This window comes from Pseudorhodobacter ferrugineus DSM 5888 (genome assembly GCF_000420745.1).
Taxonomy (GTDB): domain Bacteria; phylum Pseudomonadota; class Alphaproteobacteria; order Rhodobacterales; family Rhodobacteraceae; genus Pseudorhodobacter; species Pseudorhodobacter ferrugineus.
Genome location: NZ_ATVN01000015.1, coordinates 72204 through 94562, shown reverse-complemented (window position 1 = coordinate 94562; position 22359 = coordinate 72204). Strand labels below are relative to the sequence as shown.

Here is a 22359-nt window from a genome sequence, read left to right as displayed (position 1 = left end):
TTTGGCGCCGGTATGATACCGGTTTCAAATATGACGAAATAGGGGGGCGTGATGGAACAGTTCGTAATGGCGGCTGTGACAATTTTGATCGGCGTATTTGGCTGTATTTGTTACTTTTTTCTGTCGAACATGGCGCTGGATCGGTTGTATCCTGCATCCGGTCCGATGGCGGGTGCCAACATCAACCGCGCAAACCAAATCCGGCCTTGGTTGTTTATGTTTCCGGCCTTGGCGCTGCTGACAGTCTATCTGGTCTATCCGGTGTTTGTGTCGATTTATTTGTCGTTCATGGATGCTGAAGGTGATAATTTCGTTGGGGCGGCCAATTATATCTGGCTAATCAACGACGATAAATTCCGCGAAAGCATGTTCAACAATCTTCTCTGGCTCGTGTTCGTGCCCGCAGCCTCTACGCTGTTCGGACTGATTGCGGCAGCTGTGACCGACCGCATTCGCTGGGGCAACTTCGCCAAGGCGATGATCTTTATGCCGATGGCGATTTCCTTTGTGGGTGCCGCCGTCATTTGGAAATTGGTTTATGAATACCGCCCAGACGGGCAAGAACAGATCGGCATCCTGAACGCCGTTTGGACGAATATGGGCGGCGAGGCGCAGACATGGCTTACCTCCCCCGTCATCAATTCATTCTTGCTGATGATCGTGCTGGTCTGGATTCAAACCGGTTTCGCGATGGTAATCCTTTCGGCAGCCTTGCGCGGCATTCCCGAAGAAACGATCGAGGCTTCTATCCTTGACGGGGCATCGCCCTTGCAGATTTTCATGAAAATCAAGGTTCCGCAAATTTGGGGAACCATTCTTGTTGTTTGGACCACAATCACCATCACCGTGCTGAAGGTGTTTGACATCGTGCTGACCATGACCAACGGCCAATGGGGCACCCAAGTTCTGGCCAACCTGATGTTTGATTGGATGTTTCGCGGCAATGACACGGGGCGCGCGTCAACAGCGGCTATTATAATTATGCTGATGGTGACGCCAATCATGATCTGGAATATCCGCAACGCCGCACGGGAGGCCCGTTAATGGACAATATCGTAGGAACCAAATCGCGGCTGGTCTGGGCAGTGAACCTGTGTGCCTTGGCCTTGGTGGTTTTGTGGACATTCCCGACCTTTGGGCTGCTTGTGTCCAGCTTTCGCGACCGTGACCAGATTTCGGCATCCGGTTGGTGGAAAGCGATGTTCCCTGCCGAGGCATCGGTGCAATACCGTGCAGCTGGTCCTGACACAGCTGTTTTGAAAGACGGGCTGTATGTGCTGGAAGGGAACATATTTGATGGCGGGCCTGGCAAGGTAACAGCCTTTGGAACGTCGATCCGCGAACCGGGTGCGCATTTGGTGAATGAACCTGTCGTGACGGACGCAGGCGAAACCGTTGCGGTTTTGGCGAATGGCGATTTCACCATCACCTCGCCCACCGCAATGGAAGGCGGCCGCGGCATGCGGATTTTTGCCACCTCGGTCACGCCGGCGCGGTTTACCTTTGAAAACTATGGCAGGGTTTTAGGGGCCGAAGGGTTGGGGCGGGCGTTTTTGAACACGCTGACTGTTTCCATTCCCGCAACAGTGATCCCGATTTTGGTCGCCGCCTTTGCCGCCTATGCGCTGGCGTGGATGGAGTTTCCGGGGCGGGCGTTGATCGTGGCCTTGGTGGTGGGGCTATTGGTCGTGCCGTTGCAACTGGCGCTTATACCCTTGTTAAAGCTGCATAATGATATCGGAATTGGCAAGAATTACATCGGCATATGGCTGGCGCATACCGGCTTTGGGTTGCCGCTTGCTATATACCTGCTCCGAAATTACATGATCGGCCTGCCACGAGAGATTATTGAGAGCGCGCGGGTTGATGGCGCCACGGATTTTCAGATTTTCCTGAAGATCATCCTGCCGCTGTCGTTCCCCGCACTGGCCAGCTTCGCGATATTTCAGTTCCTGTGGACATGGAATGACCTGCTGGTTGCCCTCGTGTTTCTTGGCAATTCGGCCGATCAATTGGTCATGACTGGGCAGCTGAAAAACCTGATGGGGTCGCGCGGCGGCGATTGGGAAATTCTCGCAACTTCGGCTTTTGTCACCATTGCGGTGCCCTTGGTCGTGTTCTTTGCAATGCAAAAATATTTGGTCCGTGGCCTACTGGCCGGATCTGTGAAATAAGGATAAGGGCCATGGGAATGGTAGAAAAACCAAATGCGGTCGCTTGGGCGCAGGACAAAAATTGGTGGCGCGGCACGGTGATCTATCAGATCTATCCGCGCAGTTTTCAGGACAGTAATGGTGACGGGATTGGCGATTTGGCCGGTATCGTGCAACGCCTGCCGCATATTGCCGAGCTGGGCGCCGATGCGATTTGGATCAGCCCGTTCTTCACCTCGCCGATGAAGGATTTCGGCTATGACGTGTCGGATTATTGCGATGTGGACCCGATGTTCGGGCAATTGGCCGATTTTGATGCGGTGATTGCACGGGCGCATGATTTGGGACTGCGGGTGATGATTGATTTGGTATTGTCGCACACGTCGGATGCACATCCGTGGTTCCGCGAAAGCCGTGCCAGCCGCACCAATACCCGTGCCAATTGGTATGTTTGGGCCGACCCAAAAATGGACGGCACTGCACCAAACAACTGGCTGTCGATCTTTGGCGGATCGGCCTGGCAATGGGATGCGCGGCGCGAGCAGTATTTCCTCCACAACTTCTTAACCTCCCAACCCGATCTGAATTTCCATGAACCGCAAGTGCAAGACGCGCTGCTGGATGTCGCGCGGTTTTGGCTCGACCGCGGCGTCGATGGGTTCCGTTTGGATACGATCAACTTTTACACCCATGACAAATACCTGCGCGACAATCCGGCCTTGCCACCCGAACAGCGCAACGCCGATACAGCGCCCGCCGTGAACCCCTATAACCACCAGATGCATCTGTTTGACAAAAGCCAGCCCGAGAACATCGAGTTTTTGAAAAAGCTGCGGGCGGTAATGAAGCCCTATAATGCGGCGGCGGTGGGTGAAGTGGGCGATGCGCAACGCGGCCTAGAGATTTTGGGCGAATACACGCGCGGCGATGACCGGATGCAGATGTGCTATGCCTTTGAATTCCTGTCGCCCAAGCGGTTGACGCCTGCGCGTGTCGTAGAGACTTTTGACGCACTAGAGGCCGCGGCCCCTGATGGCTGGGCCTGTTGGGCATTTTCCAACCATGACGTGGTGCGCCATATCACGCGTTGGGGCCTTTCTGTAAAGGCAGCAAAGGCTTATGCGACTCTCCTCATGTGCCTTCGTGGATCTGCTTGCCTGTATCAGGGCGAGGAATTGGGCTTGCCCGAGGCCGATATCGCCTTTGAGGATTTGCAAGACCCTTACGGCATAGAGTTTTGGCCTGAATTCAAAGGCCGCGATGGTTGCCGTACGCCGATGGTTTGGCAGTCAGACAATCAAACCGGCGGTTTCAGTGCGGGCAAGCCGTGGTTGCCCGTGCCAGCCCAGCATTTGCAATTGGCAGGTGAAACGGCCAGAGGCGCGGACAGCCTGTTTGCCCATTATCAAACAGCCCTTGGCCTGCGTCGTCAGTTTCCGGTATTGCGCAGCGGCGTGCAGCGCGGGCTGACAGCCCAAGGCGATTTGCTGACGTTTATCCGCGAAACCGACACTGGCGAGGATGCGCTGTTTTGCGCTTTTAACCTTGGCGATCAATCCATCGAGCTGCCTGCGCCAAAGGGGCTGTGGCAATCGGTTTGGCCAAATGGAGGTGCTGCCTTAGGCAAAACCATTACCTTGGGTCCGTGGCAAGTTTGCCTCGCGTCCAAAGCGTGAATTGAAGGGGAGGGGGAAGACACATGGCTGATCTTAAGCTTACGAATGTCGAAAAGGCCTATGGCGAGGTGAAGGTGCTTGCCAATATCAACCTCGACATCAAACAAGGTGAGTTGATCGTGTTTGTCGGCCCTTCGGGTTGTGGCAAATCGACGTTGCTGCGGATGATCGCAGGGTTGGAGCGGATTACGGGCGGCACGTTGGAAATTGACGGCCAAGTCGTGAATGACGTGCCGCCTGCGCAACGTGGCATCGCGATGGTATTCCAATCCTACGCGCTGTATCCGCATATGACAGTCCGCGAAAACATGGAATTTGCGCTGAAAATAGCCAAGAAAACCAAGGCCGAGATTGCAGCGGCGGTGGGCAAGGCGGCTGATATCTTGCAATTGACGCCGTATCTGGACCGTTTGCCCAAGGCGCTGTCGGGGGGGCAGCGTCAACGTGTGGCAATTGGCCGGTCAATTGTGCGCGATCCAAAAGTGTATTTGTTTGACGAGCCGCTGTCGAACCTTGATGCGGCCTTGCGCGTGGCCACACGGATTGAGATCGCCCAGCTAAAGGAACAAATGGCCGACCGCACGATGATCTATGTCACCCATGATCAGGTCGAGGCGATGACCCTTGCCACCCGTATTGTGGTTTTGGCAGGGGGCGGGATCAGCCAGGTTGGCAGCCCGTTGGATTTGTATGAACGCCCGCAAAACGAATTTGTCGCACAATTCATCGGGTCGCCCGCGATGAATCTGTTGGCGGGCGAAGTTGTGGAAACGGGCGCGCAAACGGTGGTCAAACTGGACGGTGGCGGCACGGCACGGTCTGCGGTGCCAACCTTGACCGCCGATTTGGGTATGAAAGTGAATATCGGCGTGCGCCCCGAGGATTTGGTCGCAACCGACGCCGCCCCGATTTTCACGGGCGAGGTAGAGATAACCGAAGCCTTGGGCGAAGTGACCTTACTCTATTTCAAGCGCCAAGGAGACGCGGCGCAGGTTGTCGGCAAGCTGCCTGGCATTCATGCGGGGTTGCGGCACAAATCCGTCCAACTGACGGCAGACCCCAAAAAGGTCCATTTGTTCCACAACGGGCTTTCGCTGTTGTATCGCTAACAGCCTAGATCAGCGCGATAATCATTAGAAAAATCGCGCTGATTACCGCCGAGACCATAGCAGGAACCCAAAGTGTCTGGCGCGGTGCTGGGATTTTTTGCATATCAATACGTCCTATTTTCAAAACCAATAACCGCATTAATCCGGCATTTAGGTTTATGATGTCTTAACAAGACATGGATATTCGTTGGGATCAGTTGACCGAACTTGATTGGCAAGCCTGTCTGGCCCCGCAATCCTATGGGTTGCGACAAGATTGGAATTTTGGACTTGCGATGCAGCAAATGGGCGCAAATGTTGGGCGGGCAGCCATTTTTGATGGCACAAGGCTAGTGGCAATTGCCCAAGTCATGCAGCGCCGTGGGGTACGGGTGTTGGGGCAGGGGCCGGTTTGGTTAGAACCGCTGGACGAGGGACAAAAACGCCATATCGTCCGGCGCTTGGCATGTCATACAGGCGCAACCATCGTAACGCCAACCAAACAGATGGCGGGCTGGGGGTTGGTTCCGCTTATCACGCCAAAATCCTACGCACATTGGTCTATCAACCATCCCGCAGATATTTTGCGCAAAGGTTTGCAGGGTAAATGGCGCAATCGCTTGCTGAAGGCCGAGGCTGCGGTCACCCCCCATCTGCTGGGCAAAAGAGGGGTGGCAGAGTTGGTTACCCGCGAAGCTGCAACCCGCACCGCGCGCGGCTATGCCAACCTGCCGGGCGATTTGGCAAAGATTTGGGGTGCGGGCAGCCTTTGCCTGGGCTGGCACATGGGCGGGGCCTTGCAAGCAGGCATGGTGTTCTTGATCCACGGCCAAACCGCCACCTATTTTCTGGGCTGGGCCAGCGATGCCGCACGCCAGGCCTTTGCACATGGGCCGATGCTTTGGCAGGCGGCATTGACCCTGCAAAACAGCGGCGTGCGTCTTATCGACCTTGGCGATGTAAACTCGGGCACCGGTGCAAACCTTGCGCGTTTCAAGTTGGGCACAGGGGCGGACGTCGTAGCGCAAGGTCCGACTTGTCTTGTGGTGCCAAGCCGTTAGAACTGGGGCGGCAGGGTGACAACGCGTCGCGATGAAAGCCACGCTGCTATCAGTTACACCTAGGCAGCAACGATGAAGGACCACCCATGAAACGCCCCCCAATCTTTCCTGCGCCGCAGTTTCCACCTGTCAAGCTGCGCGCCTTTCAACGTATGCCACCTGCGGTGTTTCCGGTAATTATGGGGTTGTTTGGGCTTGGCATCGCCTTGCGGCGCGGTGCCGATGCGATTGGCTATCCCGTTGCAATTGCTGAAATTCTGCTGGGCGGGGTTAGTCTGTTGTGGGTGTTCGCCACGCTGGGCTACGTTGCCAAGATGTCCCAACGGCCATCGGTGATTATGGACGATCTTGCCATTTTGCCTGGTCGTGCGGGGCTTGCGGCGATGTCGCTTGGGATGGCGCTGCTGGCGGTGACGCTGCTGCCTTATTCCATCGGTGCCGCCACGGCCGTGATGTTTGCAGCACTTGGCCTGCATGTTGTGATTGCGGGGCTGATTGCGCTGGCCTTGCTGCAAGGACCCGCCGAAGGGCGGCACATCACCCCAGTCTGGCACCTGACCTTTGTCGGCTTTATCATTGCGGCCGTGGCGGCGGCACCTTTGGGTTTCACCAGCCTTGCGACGGGTATTTTGTGGGCAACCTGCGCCATCGCGCTTTGCATATGGGGCGTTAGCATCGTGCAACTTGTCAAGCGCGTGCCACCTGCGCCGCTGCGTCCATTGCTGGCCATTCACCTGTCACCCGCGGCCTTGTTTGGCACTGTGGCGCTGCTGCTGGATATGCCGATGCTTGCAATGGGGTTTGCGGTGTTTGGTGGGGCCATTTTGCTTGCCATGATCGCCACAGCACGCTGGATCACTGAATCGGGCTTCTCTGCCCTTTGGGGTGCATTCACCTTTCCTTTGGCCGCCTATGCAAGCCTGCTTTTGGGGCTTGGTGCCAAAATGGGGCCGAACAGTGTTTGGGTTTGGGCCGGTATCGCGGTCCTAACCGCCGCGATTGGGATCGTGCCCGCCATTGCGCTGAAAGTTCTGCAAGCCTGGACAAAGGGCACATTGGCCGCCAAAACCAATGCCGCCACCGCCTAGCGGATTTGCGCGACAAAGGCGCGGGCGATAGCCAATCCCGCGGCATCGGCAGCCGCCCCCGAAAGCGCCGCATGTTTTTCATGCTGCGCAATCCAATCGGATGCCATGCTCTCGATCTGGCTTGGGAAACGATTGATCCAGCTGGCGACGACCTGTTGGTTGGCTTCAAAGTGAAACTGGGTCGCATAGCCCGCGCGGCCCACGCGAAACGCTTGGTTTTGAACCGAGGCGCTGCTAGCCAAATGAATGGCCCCATTGGGCAGGTCAAACGTGTCCGAATGCCATTGAAATGCTGTAAAACCGCCTGCCAAACCGGACAATACCGGATCTTTGGCTGCGGCATCGCTTGGGGCGATCTGAACCCATCCAAACTCTGGTGCGGTGCCAATGTGGTTTTTCGCGCCAAAACCCCGCGCCATCAACTGGCTGCCAAGGCATATCCCCAAAACGGCTTTGTCTGCGGCAACCATCTGCTGCATCAATCCCGCCAAATGGCGCAGGTATGGGTGGGTCGCATCGGCAAGGGCGCATTGCTCGCCGCCAAACACCACAAGCGCGTCCACGCCGTCAAACCTGTCGGGCAAGGCTTGGCCCAGATAGGGGCGATACTGGTCAATAATCGCCCCGGCTTCGGCCAGCGCCACGCCGACTTGGCCATGTTGGGTGCCGCCGGTGTTTTCCACAATCGCCACACGCATAACGCCCCCTTTCGGTATTTCAAACCACATCACGGCCAATTCACGAACGCAAGTGGGGCATTTGGTCTTGCCATTCCGCCCCATGCATGAAAAGGCAAACCGTCAAACGACCGCTCCCACGGAGGCTACTCATGGAGATTCGCGAGGCACTTACCTTTGATGACGTTCTGCTGGTTCCGGCGGCAAGCTCTGTGCTGCCATCCGATGCGGACACATCCACATTTGTCACCCAATCCATTCGGATGAACATCCCGTTGTTGTCATCTGCGATGGACACTGTGACCGAAGGCCGCATGGCCATTGCTATGGCACAAGCGGGTGGGATTGGTGTGGTTCACCGCAACCTGACCGTAGACCAGCAAGCGCTGGAAGTGCGGCGGGTCAAACGGTTTGAATCCGGTATCGTGTACAGCCCGATCACATTGACGCCCGACCAAACGCTGGCCGATGCCAAGGCGTTGCAGGCCCGCTACAACGTCACCGGTTTTCCTGTGGTGGATGCGTTGGGCCGCGTGGTGGGCATCGTGACCAACCGTGACATGCGCTTTGCCTCGGATGATCGCACGCCGGTTAAGGCCATGATGAGCGCGGATAATCTGGCGATTTTGCAAGAACCCGCCGACCGTCAGGCCGCGATTTCCCTGATGAAAGCCCGCCGGATTGAAAAGTTGCTGATCACCGATGGCAAAGGCAAGCTGACCGGTTTGTTGACCCTGAAAGACACCGAGCAATCTGTTTTGAACCCGCATGCCTGCAAGGATGAGTTGGGCCGGTTGCGCGTGGCCGCAGCCTCGACCGTTGGCGATGCTGGCTTTGAACGCTCGATGGCGCTGATCGAGGCTGGTGTGGACATGGTGGTGATCGACACAGCACACGGCCATTCCGAAGGCGTTGCGCGTGCGGTCGAACGGATCAAAGCCATTTCCAACGCCGTGCAAGTCGTGGCTGGCAATGTGGCCACAGCCGAGGCTACCCGTGCGTTGATAGGCGCGGGTGCGGATGCGGTAAAGGTGGGCATCGGCCCAGGGTCCATTTGTACCACACGGATTGTGGCAGGTGTGGGTGTACCGCAACTGACCGCGATCATGGATGCGGCACAGGCGGCTGGCAAAGTGCCGGTCATTGCCGATGGTGGCATCAAATATTCGGGCGATTTTGCCAAGGCGATTGCGGCAGGTGCGTCTTGCGCCATGGTCGGCAGCGCCATCGCAGGCACCGACGAGGCGCCGGGTGAGGTGATTTTGTACCAAGGCCGTTCGTTCAAATCTTACCGTGGTATGGGCAGCCTTGGGGCAATGGCGCGCGGGTCTGCCGACCGTTATTTCCAGAAAGACGCCGCCAGTGACAAACTGGTTCCCGAAGGGATTGAGGGCCAAGTACCCTATAAAGGCTCGGCTGCGGCGGTTGTTCACCAATTGGTTGGCGGCTTGCGGGCCGCGATGGGCTATACCGGCAATGGCACGATTGCCGATATGCGTGCGAATTGCACATTCGTGAAAATCACGGGGGCAGGGCTAAAGGAAAGCCATGTCCATGATGTGCAGATCACTCGCGAAAGCCCGAACTACCGTATCATGTAGGCCAATCGGCCAGTCCGGAGCCATATCAGCATGACCCCAGCCGCCCGCTACGCCGCCGCAATTGATATCCTTGACAAGATGCTGGCGGGTGAGGCGGCTGAAAAGGCGCTCACCAATTGGGCGCGGTCAAACCGCTTTGCGGGGTCGGGCGATCGGCACGCCTTGCGCGACATCGTGTATGACGTGCTGCGCTGCAAACGGTCCTTTGCGGCCATTGGTGGCGCACATACGGGGCGTGGCCTGGTTCTGGGTGGGCTTCGGGCGGCAAACATAGACCCTGAAACGGTTTTTACCGGTGTGGGCTATGCGCCTGCCAGCTTGTCAGCCGAGGAAAGCGCGGGTTCGCCCGTCTTAACGGAACTAGAGGCGCTTGATTGCCCTGATTGGCTTGCCCCCGAATTGCGCCGCTCACTCGGGGGCTATTTTGAGCCGATCTTGCGCAGCCTTCAATCGCGCGCCCCAATCTTTTTGCGCGCCAACTTGCGCAAGACCACCCGCGCGGGCGCGCAACAGTCGCTTCTGTCCGAAGGCATTGTGACCCAGCCAATCGCCTTGTCCAAAACAGCGCTAGAAGTGCATGAAAACCCTCGAAAAGTTCAAACCTCAAACAGTTTTCTAACGGGGTTGATAGAGCTGCAAGACGCCGCCTCGCAAGCGATTGTCGATATGTTGCCGTTGACCCCCCAAATGCGGGTTTTGGATTATTGCGCCGGAGGCGGTGGAAAATCCCTTGCGATGGCGGGGGTCTGCAAGGCACAGTTTTTCGCCCATGACATCAACCCCTCGCGGATGAAAGACCTGCCCGCAAGGGCAAAACGGGCAGGGGTTAAGGTTGAAACCCTCGCCACCTCTGGCCTGACAAAAGTGGGGGGCTTTGATTTGGTTCTGGCCGATGCGCCATGTTCCGGCTCCGGCAGTTGGCGTCGGGCCCCCGAGGCAAAATGGGCGCTGACCCCAGAACGGCTGGCGGACCTTTTGGCCATTCAGGCCGATGTCATGGACAAAGCAAGCGCTCTGGTTTCGCCCAACGGCATTTTCGCCTACGCGACCTGTTCGCTGTTGCACAGCGAAAACGGCGACCAAGTGGCCGCGTTCTTGGCGCGGCACGGAAATTGGTTTATTGTGTCACAGCACACATTCACCCCGCTGGACGGTGGTGACGGTTTTTTTGCAACCACCCTAAAGCGTGTTGACTAGCCCCATTACTCAACCGATGATTGTTTATGGTTGAGCATTAAGGGCTGGTTAATTTCTTTGCTCCAATGTCAGCCAAGCATGAATGGTTGGAGATGACTGTGGTCAACGCATTGGATATCCGGCGTCATCTTGTGACAACGGCAAAGGACCTAGCGTCCAAGTCTTGGCTGCTTTTGGCAGCAGCCCTTGGCTGTGTCGTGATTAGCGCGTTTGCGCCCGATCGCACATCGCAGCACACCGCTGCCGCCGCAGGGATTACGTTTGCGTCCCTTGTCTTGCTGTTACGCGGCCTTGTATTTTGGGCCAACCGCGCCGATCGCCGTTTGGCACGCGACCTGCAAACGCTCGTAGGCAAAGATGTGACGCCCTGTTTTACAACGGATGACTTCGGCCATCTCCACTACATGAATGCTGCCGCAAAAGACCAATTTACGTCTACCGAAGGCACAACGCTTATCGCCAAATTGGGCGACCATTTTGCAAGTCCCGCCTCCGTCCAGTTCCGCCTGCAAAGCCGCGCGAAAACGACTGGCGCTGCACGTGAAGATGTGGTGACACGGCGCGGTCACACTCGGCTGTCGGTACACAGCCTTTCAATAGGCCGCTATTTATGGCGCCTTGAAGAATTCGTGGATCGCTCACAAGCAGGGCGGGGTGCGGAAATGCTGAGTTTGCCAATGATGGTCGCAAACAAGGCCGGCGTTGTTCTGTTTGCAAATGAGGCCATGCGCCGCCTTTTAGGCTCTCGCCCGAAACGAATGGACAAGGTCTTTACATCGCCTGTTCTGCGGTCTGGCGAAGAGGTATTGATTGCTGGTGCTGAAGGCCCTATCCGCGCGATTTTGGGGGAAATCAACGGCATCGGAGAGCGCCGCGAAATTTACCTTTTGCCGGTAGATGAACAACCGGGCGGCACAGAAATGGTGGCAGATTTTGAAAGCCTGCCTATCGCCATGATAAAGTTTCGTGCAGATGGCACGATGCGCTCGGTAAATGCGGCCGCCCGTGACCTCACGCGCCTCAACAACACTCAGATGCCGTCGATTCATGATCTTTTTGAAGGGCTGGGCCGCTCAATCACGGATTGGCTAGATGATGTCTTGGCCGAACGGGTTGCCACCGCCGCCGAAGTTATGCGCCTGCGGCGGGATGGCAGCGATGTATTTATTCAGGTTTCCCTCCGCCGGATCGTCGACAATGGTCGCCCCGGGGTTCTGGCTGTCTTGCAAGACGCGACCGCCCTAAAAACGCTGGAAGCACAATTTGTGCAAAGCCAAAAAATGCAGGCAATCGGGCAGCTCGCGGGCGGGATCGCACATGATTTCAACAATCTTTTGACCGCGATTTCAGGGCATTGTGACTTGCTGCTCTTGCGGCATGGTCAATCCGACCCTGAATACGCGGACCTTGTACAAATTCATCAGAATGTGAACCGCGCGGCCAGCCTTGTGGGGCAGCTGCTTGCTTTTTCACGCAAACAAACGCTCAAACCCGAACATATTGATCTCCAAGATGTTTTGTCGGATATGACCCATCTTTTAAACCGTCTGGTTGGTGAACGTCTAAAGCTGGTTTTAATGCACGGGGCTGACCTTGGCATGATACGTGCGGATAAGCGACAGCTGGAACAGGTCCTTATGAACCTTGTCGTAAACGCGCGTGACGCGATGGAAGAAGGCGGTGTGATTAGGGTAGAGACCGAAGCAGTGACACTGACGCAGGACACCCAAAAGGACCACGTCGTTCTACCAGCCGGAAATTATTCGGTCATCCGCGTCATAGATGCGGGCTGCGGTATTGCCCAAGATCAGTTGCAGCGCATTTTTGAACCTTTTGTCACCACCAAAGGTGTGGGCAAAGGAACCGGATTAGGGCTCTCGACCGTCTACGGCATTGTAAAACAATCGGGCGGGTTTGTATTCGTTGAAAGTGAGCTTGGGAAAGGGTCGGTCTTCACGCTGTATTTTCCAGTGAATGAGCCCCGCGAACCCAAAAAATTGGCCGCCCAAAAAACTCCCGCTGTTCAGTTGAATAGAACGGGAGAAGGGGTGATCTTGCTTGTCGAAGATGAGGCACCGGTCCGCGCCTTTGCCTCGCGCGCTTTGCGCCTAAGGGGTTACACTGTGTTAGAGGCGGAAAATGCCGAAATCGCCCTTAAAACCCTTGAAGATCCATCCTTGGAAATTGATCTGTTCTTAACCGATGTCGTAATGCCGGGGATGGATGGCCCTTCGTGGGTCCGAGAGGCGTTGATCGAAAGGCCAGACGTACGTGTCGTTTTTGTATCGGGCTATGCCGAAGATTGCCTGTCAGAAAATCAGGCCAAAATTCCCAACTCGGTATTTTTGGCTAAACCCTTTTCACTCAATGAACTTGCAACGGTCGTTCAAGGCCAACTGATGCACTGAAAACCGTCATCAGTGATGGCGCAGGCCTCAGGGAATCGTCGCGTAAAGGGCAAAGTCTTCTGCCGCAAATAAGCGCAGCTTCGCATCCGTGGCTGTACTTAACTCCATACTCGCCGAAGGAGAGACGTTCAGCCGGGGCAAAATAATTTCACAGCCAAGGCGATCCTCAAGAAAAGTTACGAACCCCCCGATGTCCTCATACCGAAACAGATGGTCCACGCCTTTGTCCTTGCGGGATTTCAAGAAGCGCGCCTGAGAGCCGACAGCGGCGAACTCTGGCGGAGTGTCGGAGCAATAGGCGCTGACAAATTCATCGAAACTTACATTGGCAGTACTTTTTTTTGCCTCAATGACATCATCGCGCTGGCGGTAGCGATACCAACTTCCCAACCAATCCTTTGGTTCGCGCATCAAGGCCGCGACCGAAAACGGATGACCAGAGGCCACCTCCAGATAGGGTCCAAGAAACCGATGGAAACGCTGTACAGAGGTATGTTTCAAAACTGGGGGGCGCTGCACAACAAGGGCAGACAACGATTCCAACGCCGCCTCGATAGCTGTGGAGCCCGTCTTTGGCGTGGCCAAAAAAGCAAGCCTCTGATCCCAGAATACCAACATAATCCACATCCTACCCATTTTTGTGCAGCCACATGCTGCCAAGGCTTTTACTTTACAAATTTGGGGCGCGCGAAACAATCCGTATCATTCGGCACTGCAGCGCGAAAACCCATCACCCTTTCACGTTGCATGATGTTTGGCGACCGTCGCAGGCAAGCCCAAGGGCCATTGGCCAACTCTATCAAGACCGCTAAGCTGGCGGGACGCATCCGCCTTGTCTCTGGGTGCGAAAAGGCGTAAATGATTAATTGACAAAGCCTGAGGGGGACATCGTGCGCGATCTCAAATTACCGGAAGAACGTCACCCCGAAAAAGCCCACCGCGTTGACAATGCGCAGCCTAAAAAACCTGATTGGATCAGGGTAAAGGCACCGACGTCGGCCGGATACAAAAAGACACGCGACATTTTAAAGGAACAAAAGCTCGTCACCGTTTGTGAGGAGGCTGGTTGCCCGAATGTTGGTGAATGCTGGGGGCAGGGGCATGCGACCATGATGATCATGGGCGAAATTTGTACCCGCGGCTGCACATTTTGTAACGTCGCCACCGGCAAGCCGCAAACTTTGGACGCTTTTGAGCCAGGTCGTGTGGCGCATGCTGTCCAGCAGTTAGGGTTGAACCATGTGGTCGTGACCTCGGTTGACCGCGATGATCTGGACGACGGCGGCGCAGACCATTTTGCCCAAACCATTCGCGCGATCCGGCACCGCAGCCCCGACACGACGATCGAGGTTTTGACACCGGACTTTCTGAAATGTACGCCCGACGCGTTGGAAAAGGTTGTGGAAGCGCGGCCCGATGTCTTTAACCACAATCTGGAAACTGTACCAGGACTGTACCCAGAGGTACGGCCTGGGGCCCGATATTTCCATAGCTTGCGCTTGTTGCAACGGGTAAAGGAGCTGGATCCGACGATGTTCACCAAATCCGGCATCATGGTCGGTTTGGGTGAAGAGGCGATGGGTGTGCGGCAAGTTATGGACGATATGCGCGCCGCAGATGTCGATTTTTTGACGATCGGGCAGTACTTGCAGCCAACCCCAAAGCACCACCGTATTGCGCGGTTCGTGACCCCAGAGGAATTCAAGGCCTATGAAACGGCGGCCTATGGCAAAGGGTTTTTGATGGTCTCTTCCACGCCGCTTACGCGGTCAAGCTATCATGCGGGCGATGATTTTGCCCAAATGCGGGCTGCACGTCTGGCAAAGCTGACCAAGGTTTGACAGCGCCGTGGTTGGGGGCTTTCGACGGCCGATTGTCCCGCAAGGATATTTGAACTAAAAAGAAAGCCGTTAGTTTTGAACAGCTGGGACCCGTTTAAGGTAGGCCGCGATTGCCATGCGATCGCTTTGGGGTAAGCGAGCCATGTTTTCAACGACATGGGCCATATGCCCGCCAACGGAATCGTAGTCCGGCGTAAACCCCGTGGTCAGATAGGCCGCAATGTCCTCTTGTGACCAGTCAAGTGCGGCAGGTGTGATGTTTGGGATACGGCCCTTGCCGGACGGATCGGCGCCACCCGACAGCCATGCCTCCCGCTGCAAGCCACCAAGCACATTGCGCGGCGTATGGCATTCGCCGCAATGGGCCAGCGCCTCTGCCAAATAGCGGCCACGTGCCTCTTGGTCGGTCAAATCGGCTGTGATGGCCCAGTCATCGGTTTCAAACAGAAATTTCCAACCGCCAAGACTGCGGCGGATGTTGAAGGGAAAAGCGACCTCATGCGGCAAGCTCGCGGAGGGCGAGGGCGGCAAAGTATCCATAAACGCCTTTAGATCAGCGACATCTTGAAGCTGCATCTTATTATAGGCGTTATAGGGAAAAGCAGGGAAATAGTGGCGTCCTTCGGGTGAAACACCTTTGGTTACCGCCGTTGCAAAATCGGCCAATGACCACCCCCCGATCCCGTGGTCCGGATCCGGCGAGATGTTTGGCGCAAGGAACGTGCCAAAGGGCGAGGCAAAGCGTTGCCCACCCGACAGCACCAGTTCGCCATCGCCTTTGGCGCTGTCAGCCATATGACACGACGCACATCCAGCCGCCCAAAAAACCTGCCCGCCGTGAACAGGATCGCCTACAAGCCCCAAAGTCTGAGCGGGATCAAGGGTTTCAGGCGCGGTGATGCTCCAAAACACGCCCCCGCCTAGTGCGGCAAATACGATGGCAGAGGCGAAAAAGCGGCGCATGAGCAGATCCTTAAATCTGGATAGATGAGAACGAGACCCGTTAAAGCCTTGGCGTGCGGTGAGCGCGTCCACCACTTTCAAGGGTAAGCCAGTCCGGCCAACCCCAGAAATATTCAATTCCAACCAGTATAAGGCAAATCACAATCACGCCAAGAACAAGCCTCACGCGGGCCTTGGATGGCGGATTTCGGGCCCATCTTGCCATACGGAGCAACCAAGTATAGTTCACAACGCCCCCCTGACGTGATTGCCCAAGTCGTGCCAAGGCGCTGCATCAAATGTAGCGCGGGCCGCACCGGATGGCGAGGGCAAGACCCAGACGGCAAGATCAGGGAAACGTGGCGCTTCGGCTCTTCCAGCAGGGCAGCGGATACCAAGGCCGATCTTGGCGGCTGTCAGGCTGGTGAAGGCAAGACGTTTTGGCCTGAATTCTGCAATAACCGCTGCCAGTCGGTCAGGGGCATAGGCCGCTTTTGGAATATCGCGGTCCATGCCGCAGACATCTTTCGCCAGATCGGTCAGTCCAATGCCAAGGGACAAAAGCAGATGGTCTTCGCTTGGAGCAAAGCGCCGCGGGGTCAGGCCCGTTTCGGCCAAAAGCGGCCAAAACCGGTTGCCAGGGCCTGCATAGTAATGACCCATAGCCGCAGATGCATGGCTGGCCGCTGTGCCGCAAAAGACCACTTCCAACCCGTGGGCCAAACGGTCCGACAGCATCAGCCCCCATCCGTAAAGCGCACTTTACCGATATATGGCAGGTTCCGGTTACGTTGCGCGAAATCAATACCGTAGCCCACGACAAATTCATCGGGAATGGTAAAGCCCGTCCACGTGGCTTTGATATCAACCTCGCGCCGTGTTGGTTTGTCCAGCAAGGCACACACCTCAATCCGCGCAGGGTTGCGCGATTCCAACAGGTGCAACACGTGATGCAACGTAAATCCGGTATCGACAATATCTTCGACCACCAGCACATCACGCCCGGCAATTTCGCCCCGTAAGTCCTTGAGAATACGAACCTCTCGGCTGCTGACAGTGCTATCACCATAGCTTGAGGCCTCGAGGAAATCGACCTCGACCGGCAGGTCTAATTCGCGCACCAGATCCGCGATAAAAACGAAAGATCCCCGCAGCAATCCGACAACAACCAGCTTATCGGTGCCATCAAAATGGGTCCGAATTTGGTCTGCAAGCTCTTCGATTCGGGCCGCGATGGACTTGGCCGAAATCATCTGGTCTATGACATAAGGTCTCGTTGGCATGGGGGCCCCTTGATTTCCGTTGTCTGTTTATCCAAAACCAAAGTGCAAGTCACGTCAAAGTCGGATACCAACAAAGAAATGCCGCGCCATTCAGAAACGAAACGTCTGCCCTATACCGCCGATCAAATGTATGGGTTGGTCGCCGATATCGAGGCCTATCCGAAATTCCTGCCCTGGAATTCGGCGGCGCGCATTCGGTCGCGTAAACCAATAGATGGTGGCGAGGTACTTGAGGCGGATTTGGTGATCAGCTTCAAAGTCTTTCGCGAACGCTTTGGCAGCCGTGTGACCTTGTGGCCGCAGGCGCGCAAGATTGACACGGAATACCTGGAAGGACCGTTCAAATACATGCGTTCGACTTGGGCGTTTCGTGATGTTGAGGGCGGTTGCGAAGTTGATTTCATGGTGGATTTCGAATTCAAGAACGCGATTTTGCAAGGCATCATTGGGGTTGTGTTCAACGAGGCAATGCAACGCGTGGTGCGGGCCTTTGAACGCCGCGCGGCAGAATTATACGGTGGACGCTAAAGAGGCGTTTCTGCCCCCCAACGTGTGTGATCTGTCCAAGTCAGAGCCATGGTCGCCGTGCGACGATATATCCAATCCGCTATGTTCAGCCTTAAAGCTTGCGGGGCATCCGCGTGGGCATGGCCACCCATTTTAAGGTAACATAGGCGGTTCCAAGGAACCAAGCACCGCCGAACAACCGCGCACCCTGCTGTGCTGTCCCAAAGCCGGCCCTAGACCCGTCGCGCGACAGTGGGCAGGCAAAGCCTGTAACAGACCAGAGCTGATGCGGTGATTGTTTAAGCCGCATCTCCAGCGGTCTTGCGAGTGCTGGACATGAAGCGTCGATTTTGGGCCAAAAAGCAGTAGGAAGGAATGCGTTGCGCATCACCACCGCATTTTCTCATTGCCTTGCAGTCGGGCATCTATACGGGGAAACCCTGCCCTCAGCGGCGCAAAGAAATCGCGGCCGCGATCAGGTCAAGTGCGTGTCTTGTGGCCGCCATACGCACGTTTTCACGACCAATGGCGCCGAACTCAACCGTTTCACTTTGGGTGAGGTGGCCACGTACTGCGACCCCAAAACACACCCGACCTTCTGGCTTGTGCTCTGACCCACCGGGGCCAGCGATGCCAGTGATTGCAATTGCAATACCAACACCTGCTGCCTTCAGCGCCCCGGATGCCATTTCAACCGCGACGGCTTCGGATACGGCGCCATCTGTGGCAAGGGTTTCCGGCGACACCCCAAGCATCGCAATCTTCGCCGCATTGGAATAGGTCACAAAGCCACGGTCAAACACATCGGATGCGCCTGCAATATCGGTCAAAGCCGCTGCAACCATACCCCCCGTACAGCTTTCTGCGGTGGCAAGCGTGATCCCCTTGGCGCGGGCGGCGGCAAGCACTGCGGTCGCAAGGGCGGAGGTACTTTTCACATCACCACCAAATGCGCCAGCATCGCAAAGGCAACCGTACCAATGCCTGCAAACAGCCCCGCCCAAAGATCATCAATCATAACCCCATCCGCATCGCCGCGCGCATCGGCCCGCCCCACAAGCCAGGGTTTCCAAACATCAAAAAGACGAAACAGCAAAAACGCCGCGACCCAACCCGGATAGGGAAAGTTGTCACTGGCAAGCCCTGCATACCAAAACCCGAAAGATGGGAACAAAAGCGCAATCCACATGCCTGCCACCTCATCAATCACAATCTCGGACGGGTCTTCGCCCGGTTTTCCCGCAAGCTCGGTCCGGCACGCCCAAAACCCCGCGAGCGTGACCAAAACTGTGGCAACGGCCAACAACGGAAAATGCCCGATCCGGTGTAAAATAAGCCCTACAGCAAGTGCTGCGGCCGACCCCCAAGTCCCAGGGGCAGGGCGCAACAAACCCGCGCCAAAAAAGATTGATACGATACGGCTCAGGGTCATGATTTCACCAATGTTGCTGTGGCAAGGGCGGCGATGCCTTCTTCACGCCCCGTAAAGCCAAGTTTTTCGCTCGTGGTCGCTTTGACCGAGATCCGATCCAGATCAACTTGCAGTATCGCAGCCAAAGCGGCGCGCATCGACACGGCATGAGGTCCGATTTTCGGGCGCTCGCAAATCAACGTCACATCGGCATTTCCCAGCGAAAAACCGCGCGCGCGGGCTTGTTCCATCGCATGGGCCAGAAAAATATGGCTGGCAGCCCCTTTCCACTGTGGGTCGGATGGCGGGAAATGCTGGCCAATGTCCCCCAGCGCCAAGGCTCCATAAATCGCGTCGGTCAAGGCGTGCATCCCGACATCGGCATCGGAATGCCCCAATAAACCCGCGCTATGTGGCACCTTAACGCCGCACAACCAGACATGATCACCCGCACAGAACGCATGCACGTCAAAGCCATTTCCAAGCCGGATATCCATTCAGGACCTCTTTTCAAGTTCTGCCAAAATACGCGCCGCGCGCAGAAAGTCATTTGGAAGGGTGATTTTTATATTCTCGTCTTCGCCCTCGACGATGGTAACTTGCAGGCCAAAGGCCCGCGCCACCTCGACATCATCTGCGGCGTCGCCCTGAAAGGCGCGGTGCGCCGCCAGAATCTCACGATAGTGAAAGGCCTGTGGTGTCTGCGCCCGAAACAGGTTTTTGCGCGGTTGCACCCCCGTCACACTCCCATCCTCACCCCGCCACAACGCATCCGTCACGGCAAGGGCAGGGGCTGCGGCCTTGTGGGTTTTCAGCGCGGCGCGCAACCGCTCAATCATCACCAAGGACGGAAAAGGGCGCGCACCATCATGGATGAACACAGACTCCAGCGCCCCCGCATCAATAGCCTCCAGCGCGTTGCGCACAGAACCCGACCGCGTATCTGCCCCGATCACCAAGGTCACATCCGGCCCAAGGCTGGCGGCAAGCGCGCGGTCCTCGGGGTGGATGGTCACAAAAATATGCGAAAACCCTGATATCGCCCGAAACGCATTCACCGTGTGGCACAACACAGGCTTTCCGCGCAGCATTTGCCATTGCTTTGGCAGCGCCCCGCCTGCACGGGTGCCACGGCCTGCGGCAGTGATGATAACAGCGCTAGTCATGCAAAACCCTCGGATCTGACACAAGTCTTAGGGGATGCGCGGGATGAGAGCAATCAAGTCAGTCGCGACCGCTTTGATTAAAAATTAGGCAGACCCTACTTTTCGGTCAAAATTTCGGCGCAAAGGTTTGTCTTTCCAGCGTGGCAAGGCTAGGTGGGGTTAGGAAACGCATCTAAACAAGGCCCCATCCAGTGCAAATCGGCCCCATCACCATTTCGCCACCCGTCCTGCTCGCCCCGCTTGCAGGCATCACAGATTTGCCGTTTCGGCGGCTGGTGGCGCGGTTCGGGGCAGGGCTGGTCGTTTCCGAAATGGTCGCAAGCCAAGAGGTCGTGCAAGCCCGCCCTTTGGCCCGCGCGCGCGCAGAGCTGGGGTTTGACCAGCAAGCGACTTCCGTTCAATTGGCCGGACGTGAAGCGTATTGGATGGCCGAAGCCGCGCGCTTTGTCGAAGCACAAGGCGCACAAGTCATTGATATCAACATGGGTTGCCCTGCGAAAAAGGTAACGACCGGATATTCAGGGTCCGCCCTGATGAAAGACCCAGACCACGCGCTGTCGCTGATCGAGGCGGTGGTGGGCGCGGTCAAGGTTCCTGTTACCTTGAAAACCCGTTTGGGCTGGGATGATGGCATACTCAACGCCCCCGAAATCGCACGGCGCGCGGAAAACGCTGGCATTGCGATGATCACCATTCATGGCCGCACCCGCTGCCAGTTTTACAAAGGGGCTGCCGATTGGGCCGCAATAGCCCACGTGAAACACGCCGTGTCTATTCCCGTTATCGCCAATGGCGACATTCTGGGCCCAAATGACGCCCGCGCAGCCTTGTCGCAATCGGGCGCGGATGGTGTGATGGTTGGGCGCGGCGCGCAAGGGCGGCCTTGGGCCTTAGGCGTTATCTCGGCGGCCCTTTATGGCACGCCTGCACCCGTGATCCCGCAAGGAACCGCCTTGGGCGATCTGGTGGTCGGTCATTACGAGGATATGCTCGAATTCTACGGCGCTGACCTTGGTGTTAAGGTCGCGCGCAAACATCTGGGCTGGTATCTGGAAACGGCGGGCCTGAACGGCGCGCGCGGCGTGATCATGACCCAAGCCGACCCAAAACGCGTCGTGGCAGAACTGCATGCCGCTTTTGCCAATGCGCAGCAGGTGGCGGCATGATGAACCCTGATCCCCTTCCAACCCCTGGGGCCTTTTGGGCCTCCCTTCCGGTGCCTGCGCTCTTGGTCGATGCAGGTGGTGTGGTGGTTGAAATCAACCCCGCAGCCGAGCTGTTTTTGAACCTCTCGGTTCGCAACCTGCAGGGGCACGCCCTCCTCGAACGCCTTCATATTGACGCCCCAATGGAAGAGGCGATGGCGCGTGTGGTTCGCAACCAATCCCCTGTCGTGATCAATGATGTCGAAATCACCACAGGCGAGCGCGCACCCGTGCATTGCCGAATTCAGATTGCCCCGATGCAAGATCACCGGGACTTGCTGATGGTCCTAATATCGCCACGCGATATTGCCGACCGATTGGGGCGGTCGACGGCTGTCAAAACCGCCGCAAAATCGGCGATTGGTATGGCGGAAATGCTCGCCCATGAAATTAAGAACCCCTTGGCCGGCATTTCGGGTGCTGCACAACTCTTGGCGATGAACCTGTCGGTTGAAGACCGAGAGCTTTCAGACCTTATTGTCGAAGAAACCCGCCGGATTGTGAAATTGCTGGAACAGGTCGAACAGTTCGGCAACTTGCGCCCACCCGAACGCCAATCGGTCAATCTGCATGACGCGCTGGACCGCGCACGCCGCTCTGCCATCGTTGGCTTTGCCCGCGACATGACGATTGTTGAGGATTACGACCCATCCTTGCCCAATACCTATGCCGATTCCGATCAGCTGATGCAGGTCTTTTTGAACCTTATCAAAAACGCGGCCGAAGCCTCTGGCCCAAAAGGCGGCACCATACGGTTACGCACGTTTTATGACCTGTCCTTGCGCATGCGGCACAAGGATGGCTCTGGCAACCCCTTGGCGCTTCAGGTCGAAATCATCGATGATGGCCCGGGCTTACCCCCCGGTATTTCCGATAATGTCTTTGAACCCTTCGTGTCTGGCCGCGAAAACGGCACAGGCCTTGGCCTTGCCTTGGTGTCCAAGATCATTTCCGAACATGAGGGCTGGATCACTGTCGATTCCGTTCCCGGCCGTACCGTTTTTCGCTTGTCCTTGCCCTTGGCGCCCAAACCCAAACCTTCAGGAGTCTAACCT

General features: G+C 56.6%; 22 protein-coding genes. 13 read left to right on the top strand and 9 right to left on the bottom strand.

Going from position 1 to position 22359, the window contains the following annotated elements; genetic code table 11:
- Positions 1–51 precede the first annotated feature (51 nt).
- The 6 genes from G560_RS0113760 to G560_RS0113730 all read left to right on the top strand — a co-directional run bounded on the left by G560_RS0113760 (position 52) and on the right by G560_RS0113730 (position 7066).
- Positions 52–1044, top strand: a complete 993-nt coding sequence (locus G560_RS0113760; RefSeq protein ID WP_022704885.1) for a carbohydrate ABC transporter permease — start codon at positions 52–54, stop codon at positions 1042–1044.
- Positions 1044–2174, top strand: coding sequence for a carbohydrate ABC transporter permease (locus tag G560_RS0113755; RefSeq protein WP_022704884.1), 1131 nt, complete (start codon positions 1044–1046; stop codon positions 2172–2174). Before G560_RS0113760 ends, G560_RS0113755 begins: the two co-directional genes overlap by 1 nt.
- A 17-nt stretch (positions 2175–2191) precedes the next feature.
- A complete protein-coding gene (locus tag G560_RS0113750; protein ID WP_022704883.1) occupies positions 2192–3829 on the top strand; it encodes an alpha-amylase family glycosyl hydrolase in 1638 nt (545 codons plus the stop codon).
- 23 nt (positions 3830–3852) lie between these two features.
- Positions 3853–4938, top strand: coding sequence for an ABC transporter ATP-binding protein (locus G560_RS0113745; protein ID WP_022704882.1), 1086 nt, complete (start codon positions 3853–3855; stop codon positions 4936–4938).
- Between the two features lie 176 nt (positions 4939–5114).
- The gene (locus G560_RS0113735; RefSeq protein WP_022704880.1) at positions 5115–5978 is read left to right on the top strand and encodes a hypothetical protein; all 864 of its coding nucleotides are present in this window, start codon (positions 5115–5117) and stop codon (positions 5976–5978) included.
- 86 nt (positions 5979–6064) lie between these two features.
- Positions 6065–7066 (top strand): TDT family transporter, encoded by a 1002-nt coding sequence (locus G560_RS0113730; RefSeq protein WP_022704879.1) that lies wholly within the window; start codon positions 6065–6067, stop codon positions 7064–7066.
- On the opposite strand, the gene G560_RS0113725 is transcribed toward G560_RS0113730, so the two are convergent.
- Positions 7063–7764 carry a type 1 glutamine amidotransferase gene (locus G560_RS0113725; RefSeq protein WP_028914099.1) on the bottom strand — a complete coding sequence of 234 codons (702 nt, stop codon included), beginning with the start codon at positions 7762–7764 and terminating at the stop codon, positions 7063–7065. The genes G560_RS0113730 and G560_RS0113725 overlap by 4 nt on opposite strands.
- 131 nt (positions 7765–7895) lie before the next feature.
- Between G560_RS0113725 and guaB the strand changes: the two genes are divergently transcribed.
- The 3 genes from guaB to G560_RS0113710 all read left to right on the top strand — a co-directional run bounded on the left by guaB (position 7896) and on the right by G560_RS0113710 (position 12949).
- Complete coding sequence (gene guaB / locus G560_RS0113720) at positions 7896–9344, top strand: IMP dehydrogenase (protein ID WP_022704877.1); 1449 nt, start codon at positions 7896–7898, stop codon at positions 9342–9344.
- A 30-nt stretch (positions 9345–9374) separates the two neighbouring features.
- Entirely contained in the window at positions 9375–10541 is a 1167-nt protein-coding gene (locus tag G560_RS0113715) for an RsmB/NOP family class I SAM-dependent RNA methyltransferase (RefSeq protein ID WP_022704876.1), read from the top strand.
- Positions 10542–10633: 92 nt separating this feature from the next.
- Positions 10634–12949, top strand: a complete 2316-nt coding sequence (locus G560_RS0113710) for an ATP-binding protein (protein ID WP_197082902.1) — start codon at positions 10634–10636, stop codon at positions 12947–12949.
- 27 nt (positions 12950–12976) lie between these two features.
- On the opposite strand, the gene G560_RS0113705 is transcribed toward G560_RS0113710, so the two are convergent.
- On the bottom strand, positions 12977–13567 hold the full coding sequence (locus tag G560_RS0113705) for a hypothetical protein (protein ID WP_028914097.1): 591 nt from the start codon (positions 13565–13567) through the stop codon (positions 12977–12979).
- A 248-nt stretch (positions 13568–13815) separates the two neighbouring features.
- Here G560_RS0113705 and lipA point away from each other — a divergent pair, with 248 nt between their 5' ends.
- Entirely contained in the window at positions 13816–14790 is a 975-nt protein-coding gene (gene lipA, locus G560_RS0113690; RefSeq protein WP_022704872.1) for a lipoyl synthase, read from the top strand.
- Between the two features lie 69 nt (positions 14791–14859).
- Here lipA and G560_RS0113685 read toward each other — a convergent pair whose 3' ends face one another.
- From G560_RS0113685 to hpt, 3 genes are all read right to left on the bottom strand, one after another.
- Positions 14860–15753 (bottom strand): cytochrome c, encoded by an 894-nt coding sequence (locus tag G560_RS0113685; protein WP_022704871.1) that lies wholly within the window; start codon positions 15751–15753, stop codon positions 14860–14862.
- Between the two features lie 225 nt (positions 15754–15978).
- Positions 15979–16470, bottom strand: a complete 492-nt coding sequence (locus tag G560_RS0113680; protein WP_022704870.1) for a mismatch-specific DNA-glycosylase — start codon at positions 16468–16470, stop codon at positions 15979–15981.
- On the bottom strand, positions 16470–17015 hold the full coding sequence (gene hpt, locus G560_RS0113675) for a hypoxanthine phosphoribosyltransferase (protein ID WP_022704869.1): 546 nt from the start codon (positions 17013–17015) through the stop codon (positions 16470–16472). The genes G560_RS0113680 and hpt overlap by 1 nt, the downstream gene beginning before the upstream one ends.
- Before the next feature lie 78 nt (positions 17016–17093).
- On the opposite strand from hpt, the gene G560_RS0113670 reads away from it, so the two are divergent.
- Positions 17094–17543, top strand: a complete 450-nt coding sequence (locus tag G560_RS0113670) for a type II toxin-antitoxin system RatA family toxin (protein WP_028914095.1) — start codon at positions 17094–17096, stop codon at positions 17541–17543.
- A 425-nt stretch (positions 17544–17968) separates the two neighbouring features.
- Here the strand turns inward: G560_RS0113670 and G560_RS0113660 are convergent, their stop codons facing one another.
- Genes G560_RS0113660 through ispD form a run of 4 tightly spaced genes read right to left on the bottom strand, consistent with a single transcriptional unit; the run spans position 17969 to position 20099 of the window.
- Positions 17969–18460 carry a CinA family protein gene (locus G560_RS0113660; protein WP_028914094.1) on the bottom strand — a complete coding sequence of 164 codons (492 nt, stop codon included), beginning with the start codon at positions 18458–18460 and terminating at the stop codon, positions 17969–17971.
- On the bottom strand, positions 18457–18954 hold the full coding sequence (locus G560_RS0113655) for a phosphatidylglycerophosphatase A family protein (protein ID WP_022704865.1): 498 nt from the start codon (positions 18952–18954) through the stop codon (positions 18457–18459). The genes G560_RS0113660 and G560_RS0113655 overlap by 4 nt, the downstream gene beginning before the upstream one ends.
- Positions 18951–19430: a 2-C-methyl-D-erythritol 2,4-cyclodiphosphate synthase gene (ispF, locus tag G560_RS21720; protein WP_028914093.1), complete on the bottom strand. Its 480-nt coding sequence runs from the start codon at positions 19428–19430 to the stop codon at positions 18951–18953. Before ispF ends, G560_RS0113655 begins: the two co-directional genes overlap by 4 nt.
- Entirely contained in the window at positions 19431–20099 is a 669-nt protein-coding gene (ispD, locus tag G560_RS21715; RefSeq protein WP_033419420.1) for a 2-C-methyl-D-erythritol 4-phosphate cytidylyltransferase, read from the bottom strand.
- Between the two features lie 191 nt (positions 20100–20290).
- Here ispD and dusB point away from each other — a divergent pair, with 191 nt between their 5' ends.
- Both dusB and G560_RS0113625 read left to right on the top strand, forming a co-directional pair.
- Complete coding sequence (dusB, locus tag G560_RS0113630; RefSeq protein WP_022704864.1) at positions 20291–21265, top strand: tRNA dihydrouridine synthase DusB; 975 nt, start codon at positions 20291–20293, stop codon at positions 21263–21265.
- A complete protein-coding gene (locus tag G560_RS0113625) occupies positions 21262–22356 on the top strand; it encodes a two-component system sensor histidine kinase NtrB (protein ID WP_022704863.1) in 1095 nt (364 codons plus the stop codon). Before dusB ends, G560_RS0113625 begins: the two co-directional genes overlap by 4 nt.
- The last annotated feature ends 3 nt before the right edge of the window (positions 22357–22359 follow it).

What these genes read in the sequence shown, in the direction of transcription:
- hpt (WP_022704869.1), bottom strand. Translation starts at nt 17,015, where the DNA reads ATGCCAACGAGACCTTATGTCATAGACCAGATGATTTCGGCCAAGTCC.
- G560_RS0113680 (WP_022704870.1), bottom strand. Translation starts at nt 16,470, where the DNA reads ATGCTGTCGGACCGTTTGGCCCACGGGTTGGAAGTGGTCTTTTGCGGC.
- G560_RS0113750 (WP_022704883.1), top strand. Translation starts at nt 2,192, where the DNA reads ATGGTAGAAAAACCAAATGCGGTCGCTTGGGCGCAGGACAAAAATTGG.
- G560_RS0113760 (WP_022704885.1), top strand. Translation starts at nt 52, where the DNA reads ATGGAACAGTTCGTAATGGCGGCTGTGACAATTTTGATCGGCGTATTT.
- ispF (WP_028914093.1), bottom strand. Translation starts at nt 19,430, where the DNA reads ATGGATATCCGGCTTGGAAATGGCTTTGACGTGCATGCGTTCTGTGCG.
- G560_RS0113685 (WP_022704871.1), bottom strand. Translation starts at nt 15,753, where the DNA reads ATGCGCCGCTTTTTCGCCTCTGCCATCGTATTTGCCGCACTAGGCGGG.
- G560_RS0113725 (WP_028914099.1), bottom strand. Translation starts at nt 7,764, where the DNA reads ATGCGTGTGGCGATTGTGGAAAACACCGGCGGCACCCAACATGGCCAA.
- G560_RS0113745 (WP_022704882.1), top strand. Translation starts at nt 3,853, where the DNA reads ATGGCTGATCTTAAGCTTACGAATGTCGAAAAGGCCTATGGCGAGGTG.
- ispD (WP_033419420.1), bottom strand. Translation starts at nt 20,099, where the DNA reads ATGACTAGCGCTGTTATCATCACTGCCGCAGGCCGTGGCACCCGTGCA.
- guaB (WP_022704877.1), top strand. Translation starts at nt 7,896, where the DNA reads ATGGAGATTCGCGAGGCACTTACCTTTGATGACGTTCTGCTGGTTCCG.
- G560_RS0113670 (WP_028914095.1), top strand. Translation starts at nt 17,094, where the DNA reads ATGCCGCGCCATTCAGAAACGAAACGTCTGCCCTATACCGCCGATCAA.
- G560_RS0113705 (WP_028914097.1), bottom strand. Translation starts at nt 13,567, where the DNA reads ATGTTGGTATTCTGGGATCAGAGGCTTGCTTTTTTGGCCACGCCAAAG.
- G560_RS0113735 (WP_022704880.1), top strand. Translation starts at nt 5,115, where the DNA reads ATGGATATTCGTTGGGATCAGTTGACCGAACTTGATTGGCAAGCCTGT.
- G560_RS0113755 (WP_022704884.1), top strand. Translation starts at nt 1,044, where the DNA reads ATGGACAATATCGTAGGAACCAAATCGCGGCTGGTCTGGGCAGTGAAC.
- G560_RS0113715 (WP_022704876.1), top strand. Translation starts at nt 9,375, where the DNA reads ATGACCCCAGCCGCCCGCTACGCCGCCGCAATTGATATCCTTGACAAG.
- G560_RS0113730 (WP_022704879.1), top strand. Translation starts at nt 6,065, where the DNA reads ATGAAACGCCCCCCAATCTTTCCTGCGCCGCAGTTTCCACCTGTCAAG.
- G560_RS0113710 (WP_197082902.1), top strand. Translation starts at nt 10,634, where the DNA reads ATGACTGTGGTCAACGCATTGGATATCCGGCGTCATCTTGTGACAACG.
- G560_RS0113625 (WP_022704863.1), top strand. Translation starts at nt 21,262, where the DNA reads ATGATGAACCCTGATCCCCTTCCAACCCCTGGGGCCTTTTGGGCCTCC.
- G560_RS0113655 (WP_022704865.1), bottom strand. Translation starts at nt 18,954, where the DNA reads ATGACCCTGAGCCGTATCGTATCAATCTTTTTTGGCGCGGGTTTGTTG.